The sequence below is a fragment of the Microbacterium yannicii genome (assembly GCF_024055635.1).
In the GTDB taxonomy this organism is placed as follows: domain Bacteria; phylum Actinomycetota; class Actinomycetes; order Actinomycetales; family Microbacteriaceae; genus Microbacterium; species Microbacterium yannicii.
The window spans coordinates 76,660-102,316 of record NZ_JAMXMB010000025.1; the positions used below are offsets into that span (position 1 = coordinate 76,660).

Sequence of the window (25,657 nt, forward strand, 5' to 3'; positions counted from 1 at the left end):
AATTCTCCTGTCTGGGTCCACCCAGACAGGGCAGACCGTTAATCGCGGACGGGTCTCATTTCGAGCCGTTCACTTTGTTTCCATAGCCGTTCAGCCTTTTGTTCGCTGTAGGTACTGGTCGATGGTCTGCGTGTCAAGCGGGCCTGACACACGCAATGCTCGTACGAAGGCACGGCGCCGGAGTGCGGCATCCATGCACTCCGGTGTCTCGTGCACCCACGCGCCTCGTCCGGGCATCGATGCGCGCTCGTCGAGGACGAGGACGGAATCGATGGACACCACCCTGAGGAGAGTGGACCGGGGAGCACGCGTGCGGCATCCGACGCACGTTCGTACAGGTTCCATTCTACACCCCGGGGCCTGATGCCCCGGACCCCCTTCGCCTGCCACCGGGGCGATATGCCCCAGATTCCTCGTCTCAGCTCTCCTCGAGGATGCTGTCGGGCTGGATGTCGATCTTCGCGCCGGTGAGCTTGGCGGCCAGGCGGGCGTTCTGGCCCTCCTTGCCGATCGCCAGCGACAGCTGGTAGTCCGGCACGAGGGCGCGCACGGCCTTGTTCGAGGCATCCAGGATGAAGCTGGAGGTCACCTTCGCGGGCGACAGCGCGTTCGCGACGAACTTCGCCAGTTCGGGGTCGTAATCGACGATGTCGATCTTCTCCCCGCCGAGCTCCTCGGTGACGGCGCGCACGCGCCGGCCGAGCTCGCCGATGCAGGCGCCCTTGGCGTTGATGGACGGGTCGTTCGCCTTGACGGCGATCTTTGTGCGGTGGCCGGCTTCGCGCGCCAGTGAGACGATCTCGACGAGCCCTGCGGGGATCTCGGGAACCTCGAGCGCGAACAGCTTGCGCACGAGACCGGGGTGCGTGCGTGACACCGTGATCTGCGGTCCCTTGGTGCCCTTGGCCACCGACGTCACGTACACGCGCAGGCGGGCGCCGTGGGCGTAGTCCTCGCTGGGGACCTGCTCCTCGGGGGGCAGGATGGCCTCGACCGAGCCGAGATCCACGTGCACCATGCGGGGGTTCGGGCCCTGCTGCACGATGCCGGCGACGATGTCGCCCTCCTTGCCGCGGAACTCCCCCAGCACGGCGTCGTCGGCGATGTCGCGCAGACGCTGGCTGATGACCTGCTTCGCGGCGAACGCGGCGATGCGGCCGAAGTCCTCCGGCGTCGACTCCTCTTCGCCGATGACCGCGCCTTCGTCGTCGAGGACGGGGATGAACACGGCAACGTGACCGGTCTTGCGGTCCAGTTCCGAGCGCGCGCCGTCCGGCAGCTCGCCGGTGGGCGAGGTGTGCTTGGCGTAGGCGGTCAGGATCGCCTGTTCGATGATGCGCACGAGCTCGTCGAAGGGGATCTCCTTCTCGCGCTCGACAGTTCGCAGCAGTCCGAGATCGATGTCCACAATGGCCTCCGTATTCAGCTCTCACCGGCGCGTCGACGCACGCCGGAACCCTCCAACATTACCGGATGCCGCGGCCCGCGGTTCCGGACCCGGCGAGGGCCCGCGACCAGTGTCAGTCGGGGCAGTCGTCGACGTGGGTGTCGGCGTGACGGAACCGCGCGTCGGTCCACGAGATGAGCACCGGGATGAAGTGCGATCCCGGCAGCAGGGTGCGCAGGTGGTCGTAGCCGCGGTACTCCAGGACGCGCACCTGGTTGCCCTCGGCGCACAGTCGCTGCACGAACTCGTGCTGGAGGTGCGCCGGAATGACCTCGTCCTCGTCGCCCCAGGCGATCAGGATGGGCTGGTCCCACGGACCGGTCGGCGTGTTGTCCTCGAGACGTCGGCCGAGCGCGCCGGCCGTGAGGTCGCCGACGAACAGCGGGCGGTCCTCCGAGACGCCCAGCGCCGTCGCCACCGACACCATCACGCCCGGCTCCGTCGGGCAGCGCTGCGTCATCTCACGGACGATCGCCTCGGACCCCGGCGCGATGTAATCGGTGAGATCGATGTCGTCGTACGTGTCGGCATACGGCACGAGCACCCATGAGATGAGGATCGACAGCAGCGCGTTCGCATCGCCGCTGGTCAGCTCTTCCGCGAGCTCCAGCGGCTGGCCCGCCGGCGCCAGCAGCGCCGTGCCGCGCACGTCGATGTCCGGCGCGTAGTCACCGGCGATCTGCGATGTCCACAGGGCAGCGTGACCGCCCTGCGAGTGGCCCCACACCACGGTGCGGCGCGACAGGTTGAGCCCGTCGATCTCGCCGGCGGCCAGGATGGCGTCGAGGGAGGACCGCGCCTCGCCGCGGCCGATCAGATACGGGAACACCCCCGGCGCCCCCTGACCCGCGTAGTCCGACGCCACGACGACCCACCCGCGCGCGACGGCCTCATCGAGGCCGGGGATCGCCCACTTGGTGGCGGAGGCGTCGCGCAGGCTGGGCGCGCACCCGCGCGCCACGCCGGTCGTCCCGTGGTTCCACGACACCACCGGCCGCGGACCGGGGGGCGCCTCGTGCGGCACGATCACGAGCGCGCTCGCCACCGCCGGCTGCCCGTTGGCGTCGCGGGTCGTGTAGAGGATGCGTCGCACGTCGGCACCGGGCGGCTTCTGCCCCGAGAAGTCGTCGATGCGGATCAGGCGGCCGTGCTCGTACGGCACGACGGCCGGCGGATCGTAGAACGCGTCGACGACCTGGGCGCCGTCCTCGAACCACGAGTTCGCCCACCAGCCGCCGGCGGCGAGCGCGATCAGCAGTGCCGACAGTGCATAGCGCCCGGCGGCCAGCCACGCCGCGCGCACACGGCCACGGCGGCCCGCGGCGGCCGAGGCGGAGGGCGAGACGGATGCCGCGGCATCCGTCTCGGCACGGTCAGGCGCCGGCTCGCCCGTCGCGGGGACCGAGCCCCGGCCTTCGACGAGCGCTCGCACCGCGCGGACGAGCATCGACGCGCCGAAGACCACCGTTCGCACCCCGAAGACGACGGCGACCACGAGCACCGTCACATCCGGCCATGCGTACGACAGGATGGCGAACGCGATCTGCGCGCCGCCCCAGACGCCGGCCAGCACGCGCTGGCTGACGCTGCCGCGCCGCAGCGCATCGTAGATCGACGCCAGGCCGCCGAGCACGAGCAGCACCGCGATGATCCCGGGCAGCAGCTCCAGAGTGCGACCGAGACCCAGGAGGATCGCCAGGCCGAGCGCGATCCAGACGGCCCCGAATCCGATGCGGGACCACAGGGCGGTCTCCGGAGCGGAGAGCATCCGTGCGACGCCGGAGAAGATGGCGCTGAGTCCGACGTAGACCGTCAGCAGCACCAGGGAGGTGAGGGGCCGGGTGACGATCAGGAGCCCGACCAGGAGTGAGAGCGCGCCGACCACGACGAGCACCACTGGCGGTGCCCCGCGCACGAGGCGCGGCACCACGCTCCAGCCGTACACGGGGGTTCGACGGCCCTCGCGGATCATCCGCCCCATCATAGGTGCGGGTGCCGGTGGGCGCCTCCGCACGCGGACGGCGAGCCGCATGCCTCGACGGGTCCGCACCGCCCCGCGGGCCGCTCGCCGCATGCGTATGCCCCGCGCAGTCCGCGTCAAGCCCCTCCGGCCGGTGAGCGTACGGTCTAGCGTGAGGACGTGAAAGCGAACGCCAAGCACCTGGCCCGCGAAGCGGAGTCGAGTGCGGTCTTCGAGGCGATGGCTCGTGCGGGATACGTCGCCAACGGCGTCATCCACATCCTCATCGGGATCATCGTCATCGTGCTGGCATCGGGCGGCCGGGGCGAGGGCGACCAGGCGGGCGCGATGAAGGCCGTGGCCGGTGCGCCGGCGGGCTTCGTCGTGCTGTGGCTCATCGCGATCGGCCTGTGGGCGCTGGGCGTGTGGCGTGCCGCGGAAGGACTCCTCGCGCGCGACCGGTCCGGCGACGCCAAGGGCGCCGCGCGCAAGTGGGGCCGGCGGCTGGCGGAGTGGGGGCAGGCCGTCGTCTTCCTCGCATTGGGCGCAATCTCGGCGGCTGTCGCGATGGGCGCACGCCCGAACGCCGAGGAGACGGCTGAGGACGCCAGCCGGGGCCTGCTGCACACGCCCGGCGGCGGCATCCTGCTCGGGCTCATCGGTCTCGGGATCGGGATCGGCGGCGTATCGTTCGTCGTGATGGGGATCATGCGGAGCTTCCGCACACGCATGCGGATCCCGGACGGCAAGCGCGGGCGGACGCTGACCACACTCGGCGTCGTCGGCTTCGTCGCGAAGGGCGTGGCGCTGACGATCGTCGGGGTGCTGCTCCTCGTCTCCGCGGTCGGCACCGACGCCGAGACGGCGGGCGGGCTGGACGGCGCGGTCGACGCGATGCTCGCCGTACCGCTCGGACCGGCGCTCGCCTATGTGGTCGGCGTCGGCTTCCTCGCGTACGGGGTCTTCACCATCGCCCGCGCGCGCTTCGCGCGCATGTGAGACGGCACTCCCGCGACCTGGGCCACGCGGGACCTGCGGGGCTGTTCCGAGCGCGCTGGGGCGCGGCATCCGTCCTGTCAATGCCCTGGAGCAGATCCGCGAGATCGCCGAGTCTGGGGGCATGACACATACAGAAGAGGATCTGGTCACCGGCCCCGAGGCGATCGCCCGGGTCAAGGAACTGGTCGAGGACATCGACTTCACGATGCTCACCACCCGGGATGCCGCGGGCAATCTCGTGAGCCGCCCGATGAGCACGCGGCAGATGGACGACGCGGGCGACATCTGGTTCTTCACCCTCGCCGGGACGGGCAAGGTCGCGGAGGCCCAGGCCGACCCGCAGCACGACGTGGGCCTGTCGTACCTCGATTCGAAGGGGCACCGCTACGTCTCGGTCGCGGGGCGCGCCGAGGTCGTGCGCGACGAGGCGAAGATGAAGGAGCTCTACTCCCCCAGCCTCGACATCTGGTTCGAGGACGGACTCGACACCCCCGGCATCGTGCTGCTGCGCGTCACCCCGGTCGAGTGCGAGTTCTGGGAGCCCCGCCACGGCAAGCTCGTCGCCGCAGCCGGAATGCTGAAGGCGCTCGTGACGAAGGACACGCCCGACGACACCATGTCGCACGGCAAGGTCACCTGCTGACCACGGCGGCGGATGCCGCGCCGCCGGACATACGGCGGCGCGGCGGGGACAGCTCAGAACGACGCACCCCTCCCGCACTGCCCACAGCGGGCCCTCTCAGGCGGCCGGCGCGGACTCGAGCGCGTTGACGGCCCCGATCAGCCGGTACAGCTCGCCCACGCGGAACTGGTTCAGCCGCAGCACCAGTCGCGGCAGCTCCACGCGATCGTCGTCCTCACGCTCGATCGTGAGCGCGCCGCGGCGTTCGATGCGTCCCTCGACGAGAAGGGCGCCGAACTCGGCGTTCAACGCCGACACCTCGGCATCCGTCGGCTCGTTCTTCAGCCGCAGCACCAGGCGTTTGCCGACCCACCGCAGCGAATCGTAGTTCCGGTAGAAGCCGGTCAACGCGGCCACGGCGGACTCGATCGAGTCGGTCACCACGACGCGATCGAAATCGCCCGGTGAGATGACTCCCGAGGGCAGCAGATGGTCGTCGACGAACCGGCGGAGTCCCGACCAGAACGTCCCGCCCGGGGCATCCAGGAGCACGATCGGCGTCGGATCGGCCTTGCCCGTCTGCTGGAGGGTGAGCAGTTCGAACATCTCGTCCAGCGTCCCGAAGCCGCCGGGAACGCACACGAAGCCCTTGGACTCCTTCACCAGCATGAGCTTGCGCGTGAAGAAGTACTTCATGGTGACATTCCGCGCGTTCTCGCCGACGAGCGCGTTGGGCTTCTCTTCGAACGGGAGCCGGATCGAGACGCCGAGCGAGTTGCGCACGCCTGCACCCTCGGCCGCCGCCTGCATGATGCCGGGACCGGCACCCGTGACGACCATCCAGCCGTGTTCGGCGAGCGCCGCCGCCACGTCCGACGCCTGCCGGTACAGGGCGTCCTCGGGGAGCGTGCGCGCAGAGCCGAAGATCGTGACCTTCGGCACGTCCTCGTAGGGCGCGAACAGCTGGAACGCCGCGCGCATCTCGGTGAGCGCCGAGCTCGCGATCTTCAGATCGAGTCGGTCGGCGCCGTCGATCCCCAGACCGATCCCGGTCGCGAGGATCCGTGCGATCAGATCGGTGTTCTCGCTGATCCCGGCGTCGGCGAGGATCCGGCGGATGTCCTCGGTCACTTCGGGCGGCACCGCGGCGCTCTGGTTCATGCCTCCACGTTGCCACGTCCGGCCCGGATCCGGGCCGACCCGAGCGGAGCCCGGCTCAGCCGACTCCCGCAGAACGCCCGGCTCGGCCCGACCTCCGCGCGCTCCGACGTTCAGCGCACCGTCAGGCGCGCCACCGCATCCGCGCGGGACACGGTCTCGCGCTCGCCGGTGCGGCGGTCCCAGAGCTCGACCTGGCCCTCGGCGGCGCCACGGCCGACGATGACGATCTTCGGCACTCCGACGAGCTCGGCATCGCCGAACTTGACGCCGGGCGAGACCTTGGGGCGGTCGTCGTAGAGCACGTCGAGGCCGGATGCCTCGAGCTCATCCGACAGCTGCGCCGCGACGTCGAACATGACGGCCTCGCGGCCGGCTGCGACGACGTGCACGTCGAACGGCGACACCGACGCCGGCCAGATGAGACCCTTCTCGTCGTTGTTGAGCTCGGCGATGATCGCGAGGATGCGCGTGACGCCGATGCCGTACGAGCCCATCGTGACGGTCACGAGCTTGCCGTTTTCGTCGAGCACCTTGAGGCCGAGCGCGTCGGCGTACTTGCGGCCGAGCTGGAAGACGTGGCCGATCTCCATGCCGCGGGCGAGCTCGACCGGACCCGAGCCGTCGGGTGCCGGGTCGCCTGCGCGCACGGTGGCGACCTCGACGAAGCCGTCGCCGACGAAGTCCCGGCCGGCGACCAGGGTGTGCACGTGCTTCTGGTCGATGTTCGCGCCGGTGATCCATGCGGTGCCGTCGACGACCCGGGGGTCGAGCAGGTAGCGGATGCCGGTAGCCGACTCCTCGCCGAGCACCGCCCCAGTCTCGGACCACGGACCGATGTAGCCCTTCACGAGGAGCGGGTTCTTCTCGAAGTCCTCCGGCGTCGCGGGCTCCACCTCGGCCGGAGCGAACACCACCTCGACGCGCTTGTCGTCGATGTCGCGGTCGCCGGGAACACCGATGATCACGAGTTCGCGCGTGCCGTCGAGGTGCTTCAGCGCCACCACGACGTTCTTCAGCGTGTGAGCCGCCGTCCAGCCGGTCGCACCATGGGTCGCGGGCCCGCTGATCCCCGACGCGGGCGCGTCGAGGTGCGCATTGGCGTGGTCGACCAGCGTCTGGATCGTCGGCGTGTTGGGCGAGTCGAAGACGACCGGCTCCCCGAGCCCGTCGAAGGGGATCGCGTCGGGAACCACGGTCGTGAACGCCTCGACGTTGGCCGCGTAGCCGCCGGCCGAGCGCACGAAGGTGTCTTCGCCCACCGTCGTCGGGTGCAGGAACTCTTCGGAGCGCGAACCGCCCATGGCTCCGGCATCCGCCTGCACGATGACGTATTCGAGACCCAGCCGCTGGAAGATGCGCTCGTAGGCACCGCGCTGCGCCATGTAGGAAGCGTCCAGCCCGGCGTCGGACGCGTCGAACGAGTAGGCGTCCTTCATCGTGAACTCGCGCCCGCGCAGGAGGCCTGCGCGGGGGCGGGCCTCGTCGCGGTACTTGTCCTGGATCTGGTAGATCGTCAGCGGCAGATCCTTGTAAGACGAGTAGAGGTCCTTCACGAGCAGCGTGAAGGCCTCTTCGTGCGTGGGGGCGAGCAGGTAGTCGGCGCCCTTGCGGTCCTGCAGGCGGAAGATGCCGTCGCCGTACTCCTCCCAGCGGCCGGTCACCTCGTAGGGCTCGCGCGGCATGAGCGCCGGGAAGTGGACCTCCTGAGCACCCGCGGCGCTCATCTCCTCGCGGATGATCCGCTCGAGCCGCCCCTTGACCCGCAGGCCCAGCGGCAGCCACGCGAAGATACCCGGCGCCTGGCGCCGGATGTAGCCGGCGCGCACGAGCAGCCGGTGGCTCGTGACCTCCGCATCGGCGGGGTCTTCACGGAGCGTGCGGAGGAAGAAATGCGACAGACGGGTGACCACGAGGGTCAAGTCTAGGGCGAGCGGATGCCGCGCCTCGCGGCGGTCGGCCCGGAGCAGGCGTCCGCACGCCGGGCTGATGTCAGAGCGCCGGCAGCCCGTCGAGCGAGACCGCGTTCTTCTGGGCCCGGTAGACGTCGAGGCCGTCGGGTCCCTTCTTCTCGGCCCACGGCCGGATGATGTCGCGATCTGCGACGAAGTCCATCTGCGGCACGCCCCACCCGCACGAGTCCGAGACGCGTTCGACATCGACGACGATCACGGCCCGCGCGCCGAGGTGCCCGGGGTGCGCGGCATCCATCCGGTCGAACAGGTCGTCTCGCGGAACCACCACCCGCCCACGGCCGTGCAGCCGCACGATCCGCGGCCTCGCGTCGAATGAGCAGAACATGAGCGTGATGCGCCCGTTCTCGCGCAGATGCGCGATCGTCTCGGCGCCGCTGCCGGTGAGATCGAGCCACGCGACGGTGTTCTCGTCGAGGACGCTCAGGGTATCGAGTCCGCGCGGCGACACATTCACCCGCCCCTCGGCGCCGAGCGGCGCGGTGGCGACGAAGAAGAGGTGCTGCGCGGCGATCCACTCCTGCAGCGATGCGTCGATGCCGTCGAAGACCTTGCCCATGGTCCGAGTCTGGCACCCGGAGCGGCGTCGCCCGAAACGCGAGCCGCGCCGCGGGACGGCGACCGCGTGCGAACGCTGCACTTTCCTGCGACCGCGCCGTCGGGCGACGCCGCGCGTGCAGGAAAGTGCAGCTCTCGTGTTGCGCGGGTCAGCGGGCCGCGGCTGCGACTGATTCCGCCGCGGCGGTCACGGTCGCGACGATGGCCGCCCGCCGTGCCGCGATGCGCGCCTCGCGGTCGCCGGCATCGGGGACGATGAGCGCATCGAGCTGCGGCAGCACCGGCCACGCGTTCACCAGGGTGACCAGCGTGAGCAGCAGCTCCCCCGCCTCGACCCGGCCGAGCCCGGGCAGCATCCGCTGCATGCGCGTCACCTTCTCGGCGTGGAACGCCGCGCGCGCCGGGCTGTCGGCTGCCGCGGTGCCGCGCTCCAGCCCTTCCCAGTACACGAGTCTCGGGATCTCGCCGTGCGCCATGTGGTGGTCGAACAATCGCGCGGCGTAGTCTCCGACGGCGGCCGGGCCGGTGCCCTCCGCGTCGACGGCCTGCAGGGCGGCCTGCAACGCCTCCGACAGCACTGTCGCGAACAGCTCGTCCTTCTTGCCGAAGTACTGGTAGATGCGCTCCTTGTTGACCCCCGCGGCGGCGGCGATGCGGTCGACGCGCGCGCCGGCGAGGCCATGCTCGCTGAACTCCGCGGTGGCGGCGTCGAGGAGCAGCCTCTTGGTGCGTTCCGTGTCCCAGGCCATGAGACCATCGTACGCAGGATCCAACTGGATGGTTGCGGAATATCCCGACGAGTGATTCACTTGCAACCAACCAGTTGCAACCATTCGGTTGGATTGAGAGAAGGATGCCGCACATGACCGCTTCGACCGCTCCCACACCCACGCTGCCCCAGGCGTCCGCACCCGCACCTTCCGTCCACGTCCGCGCGGTGATCACCTGGCTGGCGATCTTCCCGCTGGTGTCGGTCGGCATGCTGCTGCTCGCCCCCATCTCGGAGTCGTGGCATCCGATCCTGCGCGCCCTCGTCCTGACCGCTGTCGTGGTCCCGCTCGCCGTCTACGCCGTCGTGCCGCGTCTCCTGCGCGTCTACGGGGCGCTCGCTCGACGCCGCGCCGCGCGCTGAGCGGCGGCCGTCACACCCGGCGTCTGCCGAGGTGCAGCACCTCGCGCACCACGAGCCCTGCGACCAGAGCCCAGAACGCCGCGCTGACGCCTGCGATCGCCACGCCCGACGCGGCGACGAGGAACGTCACCACGGCCGGCAGACGCTCCCCCGGGTCGTCGATCGCCTGCTGCACGGCCGAGCCGAAGGCGCCGAACAGCGCGATGCCGGCGACGGCCGGGATGACGGCCTCGGGCGCCACCACCACCAGCGCGACGAGTGCCGCCGACAGACCGCCCAGCACGATGCCGCTGGCGCCCGTCGATACCCCGGCGACCCAGCGCCGCTTCGGGTCCGGGTCGGCGTCGGGGGCCGCGGCGAGGGCGGCGCTGATCGCGGCGAGGTTGATCGCGTGCCCGCCCGCCGTCGCGCCGATCGCCGTGCCGACGCCGGTGACGAGCATCGCTGGCCGCCACGGGACCTCGTAGCCGAAGCTGCGCATGATCGCCACGCCCGGCACGTTCTGCGACGCCATCGTCACCAGGAAGAGCGGCAGCGCGAGACCCACCACCGCCCCGAAGGTCAGGGTGGGGGCGGTGAACGCGAGCCGCGGCACCAGCAGCGCCGGATCGATCGTCGCCCCGGTGAGCACCATGTCCACGCCCACGACGGCGGCCGCGGCGACGAAGGCCAGCGGCACCGCCCACCGCGGCGCGACGCGCACGAACACGAGCCACGTGAGCACGACGGGGACGACGCCCCACGGGTTCGCGGCGAGCCCGGTGACCGGCGCGAGACACAGCGGCAGCAGCACGCCGGCGAGCATCGCCTGCGCGATCGAGGGCGGGATGCGAGCGATGAGCCGGCCGAGCTGCGGCCAGAGGGCCGTCAGCAGGATGAGCGCCGCCGTGACGAGGAACGCTCCGACCGCGGCGGGCCACCCGCCCTCGACGGCGCCAGTCGCGGCGAGCACCGCGGCGCCGGGCGTCGACCAGGCGACGGTGATCGGCATCCGATATCGCCACGCGAGCAGGATCGCCGACGCACCCATCGTGAGGCAGAGCACGAGGAGCCCGCTGGCCGCCTGGGCACGAGAGGCGCCCACCGCGTCGAGGCCGGTCAGGACGACGGCGAACGAGCTCGTGACCCCAACGAGCGCCGTCACGATTCCGGCGACGATGGGGCGTGACAGCGGTGCCGTCTCGGTCGGCGCGGGGACGGACGACGCGCTCACGACACCTGCCTCCCGCGGTAGACCGCCGTCCGAAGCTCGATCTCCCAGACGTCGCTGCGAGGCATCCCGACCCGGTGGGCCACGGCGACCTCGGCGTCGACGTCGTACGGGACGCGCACGAAGCGCACCTCGAACGGCGCCGGGGTCGGCGCGTCGAGCATGCCCTCGAGGATCACGTAGCTCGGGGTCGGCTCGTCCAGCGGGTTGCCGACACTGCCGGCGTTGAAGAGCGTGCGGCCGTCGCGCGACTCGAGGTAGGTGTCGTGGATGTCGCCGTAGCCGACGACGGTCGGCTCCGGGCCGTCGCCGGTCATCGCGGTGGCACGGAACATGCCGTCGAACTCCTCGTCGGTGTGGTGGAACCGCACGCGCGTGTGCGGGCTCTCAGCCGACGCGTGGAACAGCCGGATGCGCCGGCCGCTCATCACGAGGTCGTGGCTCAGCGGAAGCCGGCCGAGCCATTGCCGCTGTCCGGCGGAGAGCTCGTCACGCCACCACCGCATGTCTTCGGGCTGGTCATCGCCGAGGGCGCCGATGAAGTCGTCCCAGTTGCCGCGGACGTTGACCGCGCACGCCTCACGGACACGCTCCGTGACGGCTGCGCCGCGCGGACCCTTGCCGATGTTGTCGCCGAGATTGATGATCGGACGGATGCCGCGGCCTGCGATGTCGTCGAGCACCGCCTCCAGGGCGGTCAGGTTGCCGTGGACGTCGGAGATGACGGCGATCCGGTCGAGGGGCACCTTCGGATCATGCCACGGCTCGCCGCTGCGATCACGTCGCGCTGCTCTCCCGTCGCGGCAGCGTCGACGCTCGTCGCGCCATCACCACGGCACGACGCGGGAGGTAGGTTCGTTCCTCGTGGCCCGCTTCTCCGTCGTCCCCTCGTCGTACGTCTATCTCCGCCGCGACGGAGCGGTGCTGCTGCAGCTGCGGCAGAACACGGGGTACATGGACGGATGCTGGGCCGCCGGCGCCGCGGGCCACGTCGAGCTCGGAGAGACCGCTGTCGCCGCCGCCGTCCGCGAGCTCATCGAGGAGCTCGGGCTGACGGTCGAGCCGGACGCCCTCTCACCGTTCGCGGTGATGCAGCGCACCGACGGCACGGACAACCCGATCGAGCAGCGGGTCGACTGGTTCTTCGTCTGCGATGCCTGGGACGGGGAGCCGCAGATCCTGGAACCTCTCAAATGCGCCCAGCTGCGGTGGTTCGACCTCGACCAGCTGCCGGCCGACATGCCTGCCTACGAACGCGAGGCGCTGGTGGCGCTGCGGGACGACCGGACGGCGACGCTGCTGTCGCACGGCTTCGCCGATTAGCTCGGCGAGCCTGCGTCAGGCCTCGTACTCGGCCAACGCCTCGGCGATCATGCGGTGGCCCTGCGCTTCGAACTCGGCGTCGCCCACCTGGTGAGCCCAGCAGGCGGTGCCGATCGCTTCGCGCAATCGCAGCTGCAGCCAGTGCGACCGGCCCGAACCTCGCTCAGACACATCGGAGCCGAGCCGCGGATCGCCGCCGTAGCCCTCGAAGAACGCCGTCTCGCAGTCGGGACTCTCACGCCATTCCTGGGCCGCCAGTCGCACGAAGTCGGTCGCGGCCGGGCGGAACGCGAACCGGCCGAAGTCGATCACCCGCACCGTATCGCCGTCGACGAGCCAATTGCGCGGCTGCCAGTCGCCGTGTGTCGGAACGAGATCCACCTCCACCGGCGGCAGCGCGTCGAGCGCGAGACGCAGCCGAGCCTCCACCGCAGGGGAGATGGCGTGCGGCGAGTCCAACCAGCGCAGCGCGCGGGCGGTGGCCGCGGCATCCGTGCCTTCCGACGGCCGTGCCGCCTGCGCGTGGAAGCGGCGCAGCAGGTCCCCGGCGCGGCGGTGGACCTCCGGGTCCACTCCCGCCGGCGTCCGGTACGCGAGCGCGCCCGGCAGCCACTCGAGCACGATCACGCGCGCCGCCGGGTCGGCGTGGAGCAGACGCGCCGCCGAGCCGCTCTGCTGCCACACGGAGACGAAGCCGCCCGCGTGCGCAGCGAGCTCGCGACCGAGATGGTGGTCGCCGTCGCCGGCCGCCTTGACGATCAGCTCGCGACCGGCGTGCCGCATCCGCAGCACGACCGTCTCCACCAGGTTCCAGCTGAGGTCGGCGACGAGCTCGGCCCCCGGCAGCCAGGCGTCGACACGTGCGCGCTGCGGGGCCGAGAGGCGGCCCGGACCCATCAGGACGTGACGACCTGCGCGGTGCCGATCGCGGCGTCCGGCCCCATCTCGGCGGCGAGGCGGTTCGCCTCCTCGATGAGGGTGGCGACGATGTCCGCTTCGGGGACGGTCTTGATGACCTGGCCCTTCACGAAGATCTGTCCCTTGCCGTTTCCCGAGGCGACGCCGAGGTCGGCCTCACGGGCCTCACCCGGGCCGTTGACGACGCAGCCCATGACCGCGACGCGCAACGGCACCGTCATGTCCTTCAGCCCTTCGGTGACGTTGTCGGCGAGCGTGTAGACGTCGACCTGGGCGCGGCCGCAGGACGGGCAGGACACGATCTCGAGCTTGCGCTCCCGCAGGTTCAGGGACTGCAGGATCTGATGGCCGACCTTGACCTCTTCGGCCGGCGGCGCCGACAGCGACACGCGAATGGTGTCGCCGATGCCCTCGGCGAGCAGGATGCCGAAGGCGGTCGCCGACTTGATCGTGCCTTGGAACGCGGGCCCCGCCTCGGTGACGCCGAGGTGCAGGGGCCAGTCGCCGCGCTCGGCGAGCAGCCGGTAGGCCTTGACCATCACGATCGGGTCGTTGTGCTTGACCGAGATCTTGAAGTCGTGGAAGTCGTGCTCCTCGAACAGGGACGCCTCCCACACGGCACTTTCGACGAGGGCCTCGGGCGTCGCCTTGCCGTACTTCTCGAGCAGACGCCTGTCGAGGGAGCCGGCGTTGACGCCGATGCGGAGCGACACCCCCGCCGCCTTCGCGGCGGCGGCGATCGCACCGACCTGGTCGTCGAACTTGCGGATGTTGCCCGGGTTCACGCGCACCGCGCCGCAGCCGGCGTCGATCGCCTGGAACACGTACTTGGGCTGGAAGTGGATGTCGGCGATCACCGGGATCTGGCTCTTCGCCGCGATGATGTGCAGCACGTCGGCGTCGTCCTGCGACGGCACGGCGACGCGCACGATCTCGCAGCCCGACGCGGTGAGCTCGGCGATCTGCTGCAGCGTGGCGTTGATGTTGGTGGTCGGCGTCGTGGTCATCGACTGCACGCTGACCGGAGCATCGCCGCCGACCAGCACCTTGCCCACCTTGATCTGGCGGGTCTTGCGACGGGGGGCGAGCGTTTCGGGGACCTTGGGCATCCCGAGATTGACGGCTGGCACGCCCCCAGCCTACGCGGCGACGCGCACGCCGGGCCCGGTGTCGCCGGGAGCGGCCTGCCGAAGTGCTGAGCGGATGCCGCGACCCGCGGCATCCGCTCGCGTACGAGTGCGTCCCGCGCACGGTGTATCTTCCCGGCATGAGCCTGAGCCACCACCTCGGACGCATGACCGGCAGGGACCCCAACGAGGCCCACCGGACAGCGACCCCTCTGGAACTGCTGTTCGACCTGACCTTCGTCGTCGCCTTCAGCCAGATCTCGTCGCAGATGGCGCACTACCTCGAGCTCGGGCACGTCGCATCGGCGCTCACCGGATTCGCGTTCGCGACATTCGCGGTCACCTGGGCGTGGATCAACTACAGCTGGCTGGCGTCGGCATACGACACGGACGACATCTACTTCCGCGTCTCGACACTGATCGTGATGGTGGGGGTGCTCATCGTCGCGCTCGGCGTGCCTGACGTGTTCCACTCCATCGGCGAGGGCGACCATCTGAACATCACCGTCATGGTCGTCGGCTACGTCGTCATGCGCGTCGCGACCATCGCCCTGTGGATCCGCGCCGCCGTCCAGGACGAGGCGCGCCGCAAGACGTGCGTCGCGTACATCGTCAATGTCTCGATCGCGCAGCTCGGGTGGATCGCGCTCATCTTCATCCACCTGCCCGTCGGCGTGACGCTGGTGTTCACGACACTGCTGATGCTGTTCGAATTGGCCGGCCCGCTGTTCGCCGAGAAGCGCTTCGGGCCCACGCCGTGGCACCCGCATCACATCGCCGAGCGCTACGGACTCCTCGTCATCATCACGCTCGGCGAGGTCATCCTCGGCACGATCCTCGCGATCTCGGCCGTCGTTCAGGATGACGTGTGGTCGTTGGAGGCCGCACTGATCGCCTTCGGCGGCACCGCCCTCGCGTTCGGCATGTGGTGGAACTACTTCGCCATCCCGTTCGGGGAGGTGCTGGAACGCCATCGCTGGCGCGGCTTCCCGTGGGGATACCTGCACCTCTTCGTCTTCGGCTCCCTGATCGCCGTGGGGGCGGGGCTCCACGTCGCCGCCAACGTCATCTCGCACGCGGCGCACGTCGACGAGACCTTCGCGGTGCTCAGCATCGCGATCCCGGTGCTCGTCTATGAGACCTTCCTGTTCGGCATCTACGCGCTCACCGTGATGCAGTTCGACCCGTTCCACATCTGGCTCTACCTCGGGTCGGTCGCCGCGCTCGCCGCGAGCGTCATCGCGGTCACGCTCGGGGCCTCGCTCGGGGTGGCGCTGCTGTTCATCGCGTGTGCGCCCGCGGTCGTGGTGGTCGGATACGAGACGGTCGGCTGGCGTCACGGCGCCCAGATGCTGGAGCGCGCGCGACAGACGTGACGTCGCTCCGCGGCCGACGGGGGCCACGAGCGGTGTGGTAGGTTCGGCGCATGTCCGCACGCCTCACCTGGTGGCTCACCGCATAGGCGGTGGGTTTCGCGCGACCCAGACCGCCCTCGGGGCGGTCTTCTTTTTCGTAAGGGATGCCTCCCCCCACGACGAAAGAACCACAGCCATGACCGGGCCCGCCCACCCCTCGCTCCGCGAGATCGCCGACCGCGGCATCCCCTTCGCCCTCATCGCCCGCGACGACACGACGGTCGAACTGCTGACCGGCGACGTGGTCGATGTCGACCTGCTCGCGGACATCCCCCTGACCGACGCCGCGGGAACACCGCGCGAGGTGCTCGCGCTGGTGCCGTTCCGGCAGGTGCGCGAGCGCGGCTTCGAGTGCCACGATGACGGCGCGCCGCTGCGCTGCCTCATCGTCGCCGAGCGGACGGCGCTCCCCCGCGACGAAGCGCTGGCACAGCTGCCGGCCGAGCCGGTCGCGCTGCAGGACGCCGGCTTCGACATCGCCGACGAGGAGTACGCCGGCATCGTGCGGCGGGTGATCGCCGATGAGATCGGCCGAGGCGAAGGCGCGAACTTCGTCATCCGCCGCGACTTCACCGCGGGTGTGTCGACGGATGCCGCCACCGCCGCCCTGACGTGGTTCCGGGCGCTCCTCGAGCACGAGCGCGGCGCGTACTGGACCTTCGCGATCGTCACACCGGGCCACGTCGCCGTCGGCGCGAGCCCCGAAGCACACGTCAGTGCGCGGGACGGCGTCGTGACGATGAACCCGATCTCGGGCACGTTCCGTCACCCCGCCGGGGGCGCGACCGCCGAGACGCTCACCGAGTTCCTCCGCTCGACGAAGGAGACGGAGGAGCTGTTCATGGTCGTCGACGAGGAGCTCAAGATGATGAGCGCCGTCTGCTCCGACGGCGGCCGCATCACGGGTCCGCACCTCAAGGAGATGTCGCGGCTGACCCACACCGAATATGTCCTGCGCGGGCGCAGCCGGCTGGATCCGCGCGACATCCTCCGCGAGACGATGTTCGCGCCGACCGTCACCGGCTCGCCGATGCAGAACGCCTGCACCGTCATCACCCGGCACGAGACCACCCCGCGGGGCTATTACTCGGGCGTTGCCGCGCTGTTCACCCCGCGTCTGACCCTCGCGGCCGGCGAGGCGACGCACGACCTCGATGCGCCGATCCTGATCCGGACCGCGTACCTGCAGGACGGCCGGCTGCGCGTCCCCGTCGGGGCCACGCTCGTGCGCCACTCGGACCCCTACGGCGAGGTCGGCGAGACGCACGGAAAGGCCGCGGGCGTGCTCGGCGCCATCGGCGCCGTGCCCCGTGACGCCGTGGCGGAGGCTGCCGTCGTCGTCCCCGCGCCCGACGGCGACGTCATCGATGAGGACGCCCCCGCCCCCGCGCCCCGCCGACTCGCGGACGATCCGGCGATCGCCGAGCTGCTGGCCTCGCGCAACGGGCGCCTCGCCGAGTTCTGGCTCAACCCGCAGGGCTCGGACGGGCCCGCGCCGTACGCCGGCCGGTCGGCGCTCGTCGTGGACGCCGAGGATCGCTTCACCACGATGCTCGCCCATCAACTGCGCCATCTCGGGCTCGACGTGCGGATCGCACCGTGGGACGAGGTGACCGACGCGCAGATCGATGACGCCGAACTGCTGGTATCCGGGCCCGGGCCCGGCGACCCGCGCGACGAGTCGAGCCCCCGCATCCGCCGCATGCGGGAAGTGGTCGCGCGACGCCGCGAGAGCGGCCGGCCGATCCTCGCCGTGTGCCTGAGCCACCAGATCCTCGCCGACACCTTCGGCGTCGACCTCGCCCCGCTGGACGCGCCGCACCAGGGACTGCAGAAGTCCGTCGACGTGTTCGGGATGCCGGCATCCATCGGCTTCTACAACACCTTCACGGCCCGCGTCCCGGCAGGTACCACCCGCGCCGGCGAGGCCGAGATCGCCGCCGACGCGTCGGGCGATGTCTACGCACTGCGCGGTCCTGGTTTCGCGTCGGTGCAGGGGCACCTGGAATCGATCCTGTCGCGCGACGGCATGACCACGCTGCAGCGCCTGGTCGAGCAGGCCCTGGCGCCGGTCACCGCCTGAGCGCCGCATCCCACCTCAACCTCTTCTTGGGGTTCGGGTTCGGGTTCGGGTGTCGGGTTTGGGGCGCGCGGCGAACGTTCGGGGCGCAACGCGCGCGCCCCGTGTGCGCGGCGTGCGCCCCGAACCCGAGAACGCGGACGGATGCTGCGGCTCACCGTCCCGCGCGGGCCGCGAGAAGGCGCCGCTCGGCCTCGTTCGCCGTGAGCTCGAGCGCGTGGAGGTCCGCGGCGATCGCCTCCTCGTCCCGGCCCAGGTCCCGCAGCAGTGATGCCCGGACGGCATGCCACAGGTGCGAACGGGCCAGCGGATCCGCGAGCCCGTCGACCTCGGCGAGCGCGACCGCTGCCCCCTCTACACGTGCCAGAGCGACGGCGCGGTTGAGTCGCACCACGGGCGACCTGTCGTACGCGAGCAGCATGTCGTAGAGGGTGAGCACCTGCAGCCAGTCGGTCGACTTCGCGTCCGCGGCATCCGCATGGCACGCAGCGATCGCCGCGTGCAGCTGCCAGCGTCCGGGACGGCGCAGTCGCGCAGCGCGCTCCAGGGAGACCCGGGCCGCGCCGAGAAGCTCGGCGTCCCATCGAGACCTGTCCTGGTCGGCGAGCAGGACGAGCTCGCCCTCCACGGAGCGCGCCGACTCGCGTGCGCGGTGGAACTGCAGGAGGGCGAGGAGTCCCTGCGCCTCCGCAGCGTGCGGCAGCGCCTCGGCGACCACCCGGGCGATCCAGAGTGCGTCGTCGGCGAGGTCTCGGTCGGCCTCGGCATTCGCTCCCGCCATGAAGTGGGCCTCGCTGTACATCACGGAGACGACCGTCAGCACGAGGTCGAGGCGTGCCGCGGCATCCGCTCCTTCGGGAACCCGCAGCGGGATGCCGCTCTCGGCGATCTTGCGCTTGGCGCGCGAGATGCGCTGGCCCGCGGCCGGCTCTGTGGAGAACGTCGCGCGGGCGATCTGCGCCGTCGTGAGTCCGCACACCGCGCGGAGCGTGAGCGCGAGCTGCGCGTCGGGCGCGAGCGCCGGGTGGCAGCAGCCGAACAGCAGCGGCAGGCGCTCGTCGGCCGGTGCCCCTCCGATGCTCGCCACCGGCGTGAGCAGCGCGACCTTGTCACGCAGCACGCGTTCCCGCCGCACGCGGTCGAGCGCATTGTGCCGCGCCGCCTGCATCAGCCAGGCGCCGGGCTTCGGCGGGATCCCGCGCGCACGCCATTCACGCAGCGCCTCCTCGACCGCCTCCGCGACGGCCTCCTCGGCGACGCCGAAGCTGCCGAACGACACCGTGAGCGCCGCCGTGATGCGCGCGGACTCCTCGCGCACCACGGCGGCCAGCAGCCGATCGGATGCCGCCGCGCCCGGAGCAGACGGAGTGGCCGGTGCAGTCATCACTCGAACTGGCTGTAGTCCGTCACCATCGGGCGGATCTCCACGGCGATGCCCGGCAGCTCCATGGAGGGCCACGTCTTGACCAGGGCGATGGCGTCGTCGAGGTCGGGGACGTCGATGACGCTGAACCCGCCCACGACCTCCTTGGCCTCCGAGAAGGGACCGTCGACGACCACCGGGCCCTCCGGGGCGGACTTCACCGTCGTCGCCGTCGAGACCGGCAGCAGCTCGGCGCCGCCGTCGGAGATCTTGTCGGCGTTCGTGCCGAACCACTCGTAGATCCGGCCGTACACCTCCTGGCGGCGTTCCTCCGGCACCGCGTCGTCGAGCTCGGGTGTCGAGGTGAACATGATCACGTACTTCACGGTCGTCGTCCTTTCGTCAGTGGAACCGTTGCATCCCTACAGCGAACGGACAAGGCCGTTTTCGACACGACCGACGAAGAATCCTGGCGGAGCGCGGCGACAGCCGCCCACGGCTCAGATCAGCGAGACCGGGTTGAAGATGTCGGCGAGGATGAGCACGCCGCCCATCACCAGCAGCGCGATGAACACGGCGAACGTGATCGGCACGAGCCTGGTCGCATCGACCGGCTTCGGCGGAGGGCGGTGGAAGAGCTTCGCCCACGCCCGTTTCAGACCGTCCCACAGCGCGACGGCGACATGACCGCCGTCCAGCGGCAGCAGCGGGATGAGGTTGAAGACGAAGAGGGCGATGTTGAGCGACGCCAGCAGCGAGAGGAACCCGGCGACCCGGTTCAGGATCGGCGAATCCGCCGCGGCGACCTCGCCCGAGAGCCGTCCGGCTCCCACGATGCTGAGGGGGCCGTTCGGGTCGCGCTCGGCGCCCGTGACCAGATCGACGCCGGTCTGCCAGACCTTCGCCGGGAGCTGCCAGATGATCCCGGCGACCGCGCCGACGTTCTGGACGGCCATCTCGGGTCCCGCCCAGATCGGCTGCCTGACATAGTCGACCGCGGGGCCGACGCCGACGAAGCCGACCTCCTCGGTCGTGGTCGTGCCGTCAGCCGCGGTCACCTCGGTGTCGATCGTCGCGGGCGTGACCTGGATGCTCTGCTCCGTGCCGTCGCGCTCGACGACGAACGTCAGCTGCTCGCCGGGCGAGGACCGGATGATGGCGGTGGCCTCGTCGAAGTCGGCGACCGGCTGCCCGTCGATCGAGACGATCGTGTCGCCGGCTTCGATCCCCGCCGCTTGGGCAGGGGCCGCGGGAGCCGACTCGGCGCACTCCGTCGACGTCGTGGTCGGGACGCACTCCGACAGGCGGGCGACGGTCGTCGTGGCCGTCTGCACGCCGATGCCGGTGAGGAGGATCGCGAACAGCACCATCGCGAACAGGAGGTTCATCACCGGTCCGCCGAGCATCACCACGATGCGCTTCCAGACGGGCAGGCGGTAGAAGACGTGCGCATCGTCGTCGCCGTGCAGCGTCTCGTCGTTGGCCTCGCGGGCGTCCTGCACCATCGTGGCGAAGAAGCCGCCCCCGGCCCGACCGTCACGGCTCGCAGCCTCGGGTGAGGGCGGATACATGCCGGCCATGGAGATGTAGCCCCCGAGGGGGATGGCCTTGAACCCGTACTCCGTCCCGCGGATGCGACGCGACCACAGCGTGGGCCCGAATCCGATCATGTACTGGCCGACGCGGACGCCGAACTTCTTCGCGGGCCAGAGGTGTCCGAGCTCGTGCAGTGCGATCGACACGGCGAGGCCCACGACCATGAGCGCGACACCGATGACGAACGCGAGGATCTCCACACGCCCACGGTACCCGCGCGATGCTTTGAGTTGGGTGTGACGGCGGGCGAGGAAGGCGGCGCTCCTCCCCTAGGCTCGATGCGAGGAGGAGCCGTGACCCCACGCCACGTGCGCGCGCTGCGCGGCACCGCCGCGGCATGGATCGCGACGGTCGTCGCGGCCACGGCTCACACCCTCGCGGGCGGCGGAGCGCCGACTCCTGCACTCGTCGCCGCCGTGGGGATCCTGGCGTCCCCCTTCGCCGTGGTCCTCGTCGGACGCCGTCTGGCTGCGTGGCGGATGGCCGTCACCGTGCTCGCGAGCCAGGCACTCTTCCACGTGGCGTTCGCCGTCACCGCCGACGCCGATCCCGCGGCCCTCCACGGGCACCACGTGACGCACCTGGGTGGCCAGCTGAGCGCCGTCGTGCTCCCCGACGCGCCCATGCTCGCCGCCCACGCGCTGGCCGCACTCGCCACGGTCGCCGGGCTGCACAGCGGAGAGCGGATGCTGCGCGCCCTGGGCCGCGGCATCCGTTCGGTCTTCGCGCGCAGCCACGCCATCGCCCCGCGTGCTTCGCGTCCGCGCGTCGTCGTGCCGTCGTCGCGCCCGTCGCTGGGTGCGCTGCGCATCGTCCTCTCCGACGCCTCCCGGCGAGGACCCCCCGCCTTCGTCTGAGCGGCGCCACCGGCGCCGCGCCCGTCGCCGGCCGCGCCCCTGCGCGCGCCGGATCCTCTCGCGTACGCGCGCCCGCGGCGTACCGCCGATCGGCCGTCCGCGCCGATCACCCCGACGACAGACGAAAGCACACCCATGAACACGCTCACCCGCAAGAACTCCCTCAGCCGCCTCGTGATCGGCGCCACCGCCGGCCTCGCCCTCGCCCTCGCCGCGCCGCTCGCCGCGTCGGCCCACGTCCACGTGGATCCCGAGAGCGCATCCGCCGGCGGCACCGAGACGCTCACGTTCTCGTTCTCGCACGGCTGCGACGGATCCCCCACGACCGCCCTCGCCGTCGACATCCCCGACGGCGTCGGCAACGCGACGCCCGTCGTGCAGGGCGGCTGGACCATCACGCGCGAGCTCGGCGCCGACGGCGTGCCGACGCGCGTCGTGTACACACCCGACGCGCCCGTCGAGGACGGACTCAAGGCGACCGTCTCGATGGACGTGCTGTTCACCGAGGCGACCGCCGGCACGACGCTCGCCTTCCCCGTCACCCAGACGTGCGCCGCAGGCGAGACGGCGTGGACGCAGATCGCCGAGGACGGCGAAGACCCGCACGACCTCGACGCGCCGGCGCCGCTCGTCGAGGTGGGCGCGGTCGCGGACGACGCCGACGCCGGTCACGACGCCGGCGCCGGTCACGATGCCGACGCGGCGGGCGCGGACCAGGACGCCGATGCCTCCTCGGATGCGGCGGACGCGGCATCCGTCACATCCACCGATCCGGTCGCACGCTGGCTCGCCGCCGGTGGACTCGTGGCGGGCCTCGCGGCGCTGGTGATCGTGCTCGTGCGCGGTCGCCGCAAGGCCTGACCGGACCGCGCCCGCGCGGCGCCACGCCGTCGCCCGCGGGCGTTTGCCTGGGTCGCTGAGCGAGCGAGGAAGGAGCGGGACGAAACGTCGCCGAACGTCCCGGCGACGTTTCGTCCCGCCGCCCCCGTCAGCGCCTCGATCCGCCGCCGACCGGGGCCCGGGCGCCGTGCGAAGATGGATGCGCCATGCCGACCGACGCGCCTTCGAACCTGCCCCCGGTACTCCGCCCCGACGCGCCGCCGACCCACTCCCTCGCGGACCTCGCGGCGCGCTTCGCCGTCGATGTCCGCGGTGACGTCGCCGCCGCCCCCACGCTCACGGGCATCACCCTCGCCACCGCCGATCTGCGCCCGGGCGACGTCTTCGTCGCCGTGCAGGGCGTCAACCGCCACGGCGCCGAGTTCGCCACGACGGCCGCCGAGAAGGGCGCAGTGGCGGTGGTGACGGATGCCGCCGGAGCCGACGTCGCGGCAGCGAGCGGGCTCCCCGTGGTGCTGGTCGACGATCCCCGTGCACTCCTGGGCGAGCTGTCGGCCTGGGTCTACAGCACCGGCCGCGACGACCAGCTGCCGATCCTCTTCGGCACGACCGGGACCAATGGCAAGACGAGCGTCTCGCACCTCCTCGAGGGGATCCTCGGCCAGCTCGGCGCCGTGACCGGCCTGTCATCGACCGCCGAGCGCCACATCGCCGGCCAGATCGTGGTGTCGCGGTTGACGACGCCCGAGGCGTACGAGATGCACGCGCTCCTCGCCCTGATGCGCGAGCGCGGCGTCGAGGCCGTCGCCGTCGAAGTGAGCGCGCAGGCACTGAGCCGCCGTCGCGTGGACGGCATCGTGTTCGACGTCGCCGGATTCACGAACCTCACGCACGACCACCTCGACGACTACGCCGACATGCGCGAGTACTTCGAGGCGAAGCTACCGCTGTTCCGTCCCGACCGCGCGCGTCGCGCCGTGGTCTGCGTCGACTCCGAGCCCGGCGTCGAGGTGGTCGCGCGCAGCGAGGTGCCGACCGTCACGGTGGGCACGCCCGTCCTCGCCTCGGACCCGGATGCCGCAGCCGCCGCCGACTGGGTCGTCGACATCCTCGACGAACGCCAAGTCGGCACCGAGTTCCGCCTCACCGCCCGCGACGGGCGCACGCTGACGACCCTCGTGCCGGTGATCGGACGCCACATGGCCGCCAACGCCGGCCTCGCGATCGTCATGATCCTCGAGGGCGGCTACGCGTGGGAGCGCCTGGTCGGGGCCCTCGACGGCGGACGGATCGACGCCTATCTGCCCGGTCGCACCGAGCTCGTCTCCGGCGAGACGGGACCGGCCGTCTACGTGGACTTCGGCCATTCCCCCGACGCGTTCGAGAAGACGCTCGCGGCAGTGCGCCGGGTGACGCCAGGAAAGGTCGTCATGCTCTTCGGCGCCGACGGCGACCGCGACGCCACGAAGCGGCACGACATGGGGCGCACCGGCGTCGAGGGCAGCGACATCCTCGTCGTCACCGACCACCACCCCCGCCACGAGGACCCCGACTCGATCCGGGCGACCCTCGTCGAGGGCGCACGCCGGGCGCGTCCGGACGCCGAGATCCACGAGTTCTCCCCACCCGAGCGCGCGATCATCGAGGCCGTCGCGCTGGTGGGCGACGGCGACGCGATCCTGTGGGCCGGTCCCGGGCACCAGGACTACCGCGACATCCGCGGCGTCCGCACGCCCTACTCGGCCCGCGAACTCGCCCGTCGTGCCCTGCGCGAGGCGGGCTGGCCGGTGCCCGAGCCGCACTGGCCGGTGCCCTACCCGGAGCATGAGACCCCGGCATCCGATCCCCTGCGCCCGGTGTACCCCGAGGCCTGAGACATCTCGTCCCGCTGCGCTCGCTCAACGACCGGGCATCGACTCGTGTCGCTGAGCGTGCGAGGAACGAGCGAGACGAACGTGCCGGACGGCGCTGATCAGGATGCCGCGGCGATCGCCTTCGCGGCGGTGCGGCGCGCCCACTCCTCGGCGTCGGCGAGCGCTTCGCGGGTGAGCCTGTCGGGTGCCTCGTGCGCGTCGACCACCCGCGCGATCGTTTCGACGATCCCGAGGAAGCTGAGCCGTCCCTCGTGGAAGGCGTCCACTGCCTCTTCGTTGGCGGCGTTGAACACCGCCGGGTAGGTGCCCCCGGCGCGGCCCACCTGCTTGGCGAGGCGCACCGCGGGGAACGCGGCGTCGTCGAGCGGTTCGAACGTCCACGCGGTCGCGGTCGTCCAGTCGAGCGGCCGGCCGACGCCGGCCACGCGGCTCGGCCAGTCGAGCCCGAGCGAGATCGGCAGGCGCATGTCGGGCGGGGAGGCCTGTGCGATGGTCGACCCGTCGACGAACTCGACCATCGAGTGCACGATCGACTGCGGGTGCACCACGACGTCGATCTCGGCGTACGGCACACCGAAGAGCAGGTGCGCCTCGATCACCTCGAGGCCCTTGTTGACCAGTGTCGCCGAGTTCGTCGTGACCACCCGTCCCATGTCCCAGGTCGGATGTGCGAGCGCCTCGGCCGGCGTGACGGACTCGAGCGACGCACGGCTGCGCCCGCGGAACGGCCCACCGGACGCCGTCAGCACGAGGCGGCGCACCTCGTCGCGCTCGCCCGATCGCAGCGCCTGCGCGATGGCCGAGTGCTCCGAATCCACCGGCACGATCTGACCGGGACGCGCGCGCGCCGTGACGAGATCGCCGCCGACGATCAGCGACTCCTTGTTCGCGAGCGCCAGCGTTCGACCGGTCTCGAGGGCCGCGAGCGTCGGCCCGAGCCCGACGGAGCCGGTGATGCCGTTCAGCACGACGTCGGCTTCGACATCGCGCACGAGCTGCTCGGCCTCGATCGCGCCGAGACCCGTGCTCTCGACGCGGAACTCGGCGGCCTGCGCCTCGAGCCCGGCGCGGTCGGAGCCGGCGGCGAGTCCCACCACCTCGAATCGCCGCGGATGGGCCCGCACGACGTCGAGCGCCTGCGTGCCGATGGAGCCGGTCGAGCCGAGGATCAGGACGCGCCGCATCCGGCCAGCCTAGCGGCGGGC

General features: G+C 71.3%; 24 protein-coding genes. 9 read left to right on the plus strand and 15 right to left on the minus strand.

Features of this window, described 5'->3' with window-relative positions:
- Nucleotides 1–90 precede the first annotated feature (90 nt).
- The 3 genes from NCG93_RS10095 to NCG93_RS10105 all read right to left on the minus strand — a co-directional run bounded on the left by NCG93_RS10095 (nt 91) and on the right by NCG93_RS10105 (nt 3,419).
- Entirely contained in the window at nt 91–345 is a 255-nt protein-coding gene (locus NCG93_RS10095) for a YlxR family protein (RefSeq protein WP_194413941.1), read from the minus strand.
- 73 nt (nt 346–418) lie between these two features.
- Nucleotides 419–1,408: a transcription termination factor NusA gene (gene nusA, locus NCG93_RS10100; RefSeq protein WP_194413942.1), complete on the minus strand. Its 990-nt coding sequence runs from the start codon at nt 1,406–1,408 to the stop codon at nt 419–421.
- A 112-nt stretch (nt 1,409–1,520) separates the two neighbouring features.
- On the minus strand, nt 1,521–3,419 hold the full coding sequence (locus NCG93_RS10105) for a lipase family protein (protein ID WP_241741832.1): 1,899 nt from the start codon (nt 3,417–3,419) through the stop codon (nt 1,521–1,523).
- A gap of 168 nt (nt 3,420–3,587) precedes the next feature.
- Between NCG93_RS10105 and NCG93_RS10110 the strand changes: the two genes are divergently transcribed.
- Entirely contained in the window at nt 3,588–4,406 is an 819-nt protein-coding gene (locus NCG93_RS10110; RefSeq protein WP_252787505.1) for a DUF1206 domain-containing protein, read from the plus strand.
- Nucleotides 4,407–4,527: 121 nt separating this feature from the next.
- A complete protein-coding gene (locus tag NCG93_RS10115; RefSeq protein WP_194413944.1) occupies nt 4,528–5,049 on the plus strand; it encodes a pyridoxamine 5'-phosphate oxidase family protein in 522 nt (173 codons plus the stop codon).
- 96 nt (nt 5,050–5,145) lie between these two features.
- Here the strand turns inward: NCG93_RS10115 and NCG93_RS10120 are convergent, their stop codons facing one another.
- The 4 genes from NCG93_RS10120 to NCG93_RS10135 form a co-directional block, all read right to left on the minus strand.
- The gene (locus tag NCG93_RS10120) at nt 5,146–6,189 is read right to left on the minus strand and encodes an LOG family protein (protein WP_194413945.1); all 1,044 of its coding nucleotides are present in this window, start codon (nt 6,187–6,189) and stop codon (nt 5,146–5,148) included.
- Nucleotides 6,190–6,299: 110 nt separating this feature from the next.
- Nucleotides 6,300–8,099: a proline--tRNA ligase gene (locus tag NCG93_RS10125; RefSeq protein WP_194413946.1), complete on the minus strand. Its 1,800-nt coding sequence runs from the start codon at nt 8,097–8,099 to the stop codon at nt 6,300–6,302.
- Between the two features lie 79 nt (nt 8,100–8,178).
- A complete protein-coding gene (locus NCG93_RS10130) occupies nt 8,179–8,718 on the minus strand; it encodes a pyridoxamine 5'-phosphate oxidase family protein (protein ID WP_194413947.1) in 540 nt (179 codons plus the stop codon).
- A 148-nt stretch (nt 8,719–8,866) separates the two neighbouring features.
- Nucleotides 8,867–9,466 carry a TetR/AcrR family transcriptional regulator gene (locus tag NCG93_RS10135; RefSeq protein WP_194413948.1) on the minus strand — a complete coding sequence of 200 codons (600 nt, stop codon included), beginning with the start codon at nt 9,464–9,466 and terminating at the stop codon, nt 8,867–8,869.
- A 113-nt stretch (nt 9,467–9,579) separates the two neighbouring features.
- Between NCG93_RS10135 and NCG93_RS10140 the strand changes: the two genes are divergently transcribed.
- The gene (locus NCG93_RS10140) at nt 9,580–9,849 is read left to right on the plus strand and encodes a putative antibiotic biosynthesis monooxygenase (protein WP_194413949.1); all 270 of its coding nucleotides are present in this window, start codon (nt 9,580–9,582) and stop codon (nt 9,847–9,849) included.
- A 10-nt stretch (nt 9,850–9,859) separates the two neighbouring features.
- Here the strand turns inward: NCG93_RS10140 and NCG93_RS10145 are convergent, their stop codons facing one another.
- Both NCG93_RS10145 and NCG93_RS10150 read right to left on the minus strand, forming a co-directional pair.
- A complete protein-coding gene (locus NCG93_RS10145; RefSeq protein WP_194413950.1) occupies nt 9,860–11,062 on the minus strand; it encodes a benzoate/H(+) symporter BenE family transporter in 1,203 nt (400 codons plus the stop codon).
- A complete protein-coding gene (locus NCG93_RS10150; RefSeq protein WP_194413951.1) occupies nt 11,059–11,805 on the minus strand; it encodes a metallophosphoesterase family protein in 747 nt (248 codons plus the stop codon). Before NCG93_RS10150 ends, NCG93_RS10145 begins: the two co-directional genes overlap by 4 nt.
- Nucleotides 11,806–11,923: 118 nt before the next feature.
- Between NCG93_RS10150 and NCG93_RS10155 the strand changes: the two genes are divergently transcribed.
- Entirely contained in the window at nt 11,924–12,382 is a 459-nt protein-coding gene (locus NCG93_RS10155) for an NUDIX hydrolase (RefSeq protein WP_252787506.1), read from the plus strand.
- A 15-nt stretch (nt 12,383–12,397) separates the two neighbouring features.
- Here the strand turns inward: NCG93_RS10155 and NCG93_RS10160 are convergent, their stop codons facing one another.
- Nucleotides 12,398–13,279 (minus strand): phosphotransferase, encoded by an 882-nt coding sequence (locus NCG93_RS10160; RefSeq protein ID WP_194413953.1) that lies wholly within the window; start codon nt 13,277–13,279, stop codon nt 12,398–12,400.
- Nucleotides 13,279–14,430, minus strand: coding sequence for a flavodoxin-dependent (E)-4-hydroxy-3-methylbut-2-enyl-diphosphate synthase (gene ispG / locus NCG93_RS10165; RefSeq protein WP_194413954.1), 1,152 nt, complete (start codon nt 14,428–14,430; stop codon nt 13,279–13,281). Before ispG ends, NCG93_RS10160 begins: the two co-directional genes overlap by 1 nt.
- 137 nt (nt 14,431–14,567) lie before the next feature.
- Here ispG and NCG93_RS10170 point away from each other — a divergent pair, with 137 nt between their 5' ends.
- Both NCG93_RS10170 and NCG93_RS10175 read left to right on the plus strand, forming a co-directional pair.
- Nucleotides 14,568–15,803 carry a low temperature requirement protein A gene (locus NCG93_RS10170; protein WP_194413955.1) on the plus strand — a complete coding sequence of 412 codons (1,236 nt, stop codon included), beginning with the start codon at nt 14,568–14,570 and terminating at the stop codon, nt 15,801–15,803.
- A gap of 175 nt (nt 15,804–15,978) precedes the next feature.
- Nucleotides 15,979–17,925 carry an anthranilate synthase family protein gene (locus tag NCG93_RS10175; protein ID WP_194413956.1) on the plus strand — a complete coding sequence of 649 codons (1,947 nt, stop codon included), beginning with the start codon at nt 15,979–15,981 and terminating at the stop codon, nt 17,923–17,925.
- A gap of 151 nt (nt 17,926–18,076) precedes the next feature.
- Here NCG93_RS10175 and NCG93_RS10180 read toward each other — a convergent pair whose 3' ends face one another.
- The 3 genes from NCG93_RS10180 to NCG93_RS10190 all read right to left on the minus strand — a co-directional run bounded on the left by NCG93_RS10180 (nt 18,077) and on the right by NCG93_RS10190 (nt 21,081).
- Nucleotides 18,077–19,306, minus strand: a complete 1,230-nt coding sequence (locus tag NCG93_RS10180) for an RNA polymerase sigma factor (RefSeq protein WP_194414907.1) — start codon at nt 19,304–19,306, stop codon at nt 18,077–18,079.
- The gene (locus NCG93_RS10185) at nt 19,306–19,671 is read right to left on the minus strand and encodes a YciI family protein (protein WP_194413957.1); all 366 of its coding nucleotides are present in this window, start codon (nt 19,669–19,671) and stop codon (nt 19,306–19,308) included. Before NCG93_RS10185 ends, NCG93_RS10180 begins: the two co-directional genes overlap by 1 nt.
- Nucleotides 19,672–19,785: 114 nt before the next feature.
- A complete protein-coding gene (locus NCG93_RS10190; RefSeq protein ID WP_194413958.1) occupies nt 19,786–21,081 on the minus strand; it encodes a M50 family metallopeptidase in 1,296 nt (431 codons plus the stop codon).
- A gap of 93 nt (nt 21,082–21,174) precedes the next feature.
- On the opposite strand from NCG93_RS10190, the gene NCG93_RS10195 reads away from it, so the two are divergent.
- The 3 genes from NCG93_RS10195 to NCG93_RS10205 all read left to right on the plus strand — a co-directional run bounded on the left by NCG93_RS10195 (nt 21,175) and on the right by NCG93_RS10205 (nt 24,452).
- Entirely contained in the window at nt 21,175–21,738 is a 564-nt protein-coding gene (locus NCG93_RS10195; RefSeq protein ID WP_194413959.1) for a hypothetical protein, read from the plus strand.
- Nucleotides 21,739–21,873: 135 nt separating this feature from the next.
- On the plus strand, nt 21,874–22,599 hold the full coding sequence (locus NCG93_RS10200; protein WP_194413960.1) for a YcnI family protein: 726 nt from the start codon (nt 21,874–21,876) through the stop codon (nt 22,597–22,599).
- A gap of 185 nt (nt 22,600–22,784) precedes the next feature.
- Nucleotides 22,785–24,452 carry a Mur ligase family protein gene (locus NCG93_RS10205; RefSeq protein ID WP_194413961.1) on the plus strand — a complete coding sequence of 556 codons (1,668 nt, stop codon included), beginning with the start codon at nt 22,785–22,787 and terminating at the stop codon, nt 24,450–24,452.
- 98 nt (nt 24,453–24,550) lie between these two features.
- Here the strand turns inward: NCG93_RS10205 and dxr are convergent, their stop codons facing one another.
- Nucleotides 24,551–25,636, minus strand: a complete 1,086-nt coding sequence (gene dxr, locus NCG93_RS10210; protein WP_194413962.1) for a 1-deoxy-D-xylulose-5-phosphate reductoisomerase — start codon at nt 25,634–25,636, stop codon at nt 24,551–24,553.
- Between the last annotated feature and the right edge of the window lie 21 nt (nt 25,637–25,657).

Bases quoted from the DNA above. Each gene is read 5' to 3' on its own strand.
- NCG93_RS10095 (WP_194413941.1), bottom strand. From the start codon at position 345: ATGGAACCTGTACGAACGTGCGTCGGATGCCGCACGCGTGCTCCCCGG.
- NCG93_RS10105 (WP_241741832.1), bottom strand. From the start codon at position 3,419: ATGATCCGCGAGGGCCGTCGAACCCCCGTGTACGGCTGGAGCGTGGTG.
- NCG93_RS10115 (WP_194413944.1), top strand. From the start codon at position 4,528: ATGACACATACAGAAGAGGATCTGGTCACCGGCCCCGAGGCGATCGCC.
- NCG93_RS10120 (WP_194413945.1), bottom strand. From the start codon at position 6,189: ATGAACCAGAGCGCCGCGGTGCCGCCCGAAGTGACCGAGGACATCCGC.
- NCG93_RS10130 (WP_194413947.1), bottom strand. From the start codon at position 8,718: ATGGGCAAGGTCTTCGACGGCATCGACGCATCGCTGCAGGAGTGGATC.
- NCG93_RS10135 (WP_194413948.1), bottom strand. From the start codon at position 9,466: ATGGCCTGGGACACGGAACGCACCAAGAGGCTGCTCCTCGACGCCGCC.
- NCG93_RS10140 (WP_194413949.1), top strand. From the start codon at position 9,580: ATGACCGCTTCGACCGCTCCCACACCCACGCTGCCCCAGGCGTCCGCA.
- NCG93_RS10160 (WP_194413953.1), bottom strand. From the start codon at position 13,279: ATGGGTCCGGGCCGCCTCTCGGCCCCGCAGCGCGCACGTGTCGACGCC.
- NCG93_RS10170 (WP_194413955.1), top strand. From the start codon at position 14,568: ATGAGCCTGAGCCACCACCTCGGACGCATGACCGGCAGGGACCCCAAC.
- NCG93_RS10175 (WP_194413956.1), top strand. From the start codon at position 15,979: ATGACCGGGCCCGCCCACCCCTCGCTCCGCGAGATCGCCGACCGCGGC.
- NCG93_RS10180 (WP_194414907.1), bottom strand. From the start codon at position 19,306: ATGACTGCACCGGCCACTCCGTCTGCTCCGGGCGCGGCGGCATCCGAT.
- NCG93_RS10200 (WP_194413960.1), top strand. From the start codon at position 21,874: ATGAACACGCTCACCCGCAAGAACTCCCTCAGCCGCCTCGTGATCGGC.
- NCG93_RS10205 (WP_194413961.1), top strand. From the start codon at position 22,785: ATGCCGACCGACGCGCCTTCGAACCTGCCCCCGGTACTCCGCCCCGAC.
- dxr (WP_194413962.1), bottom strand. From the start codon at position 25,636: ATGCGGCGCGTCCTGATCCTCGGCTCGACCGGCTCCATCGGCACGCAG.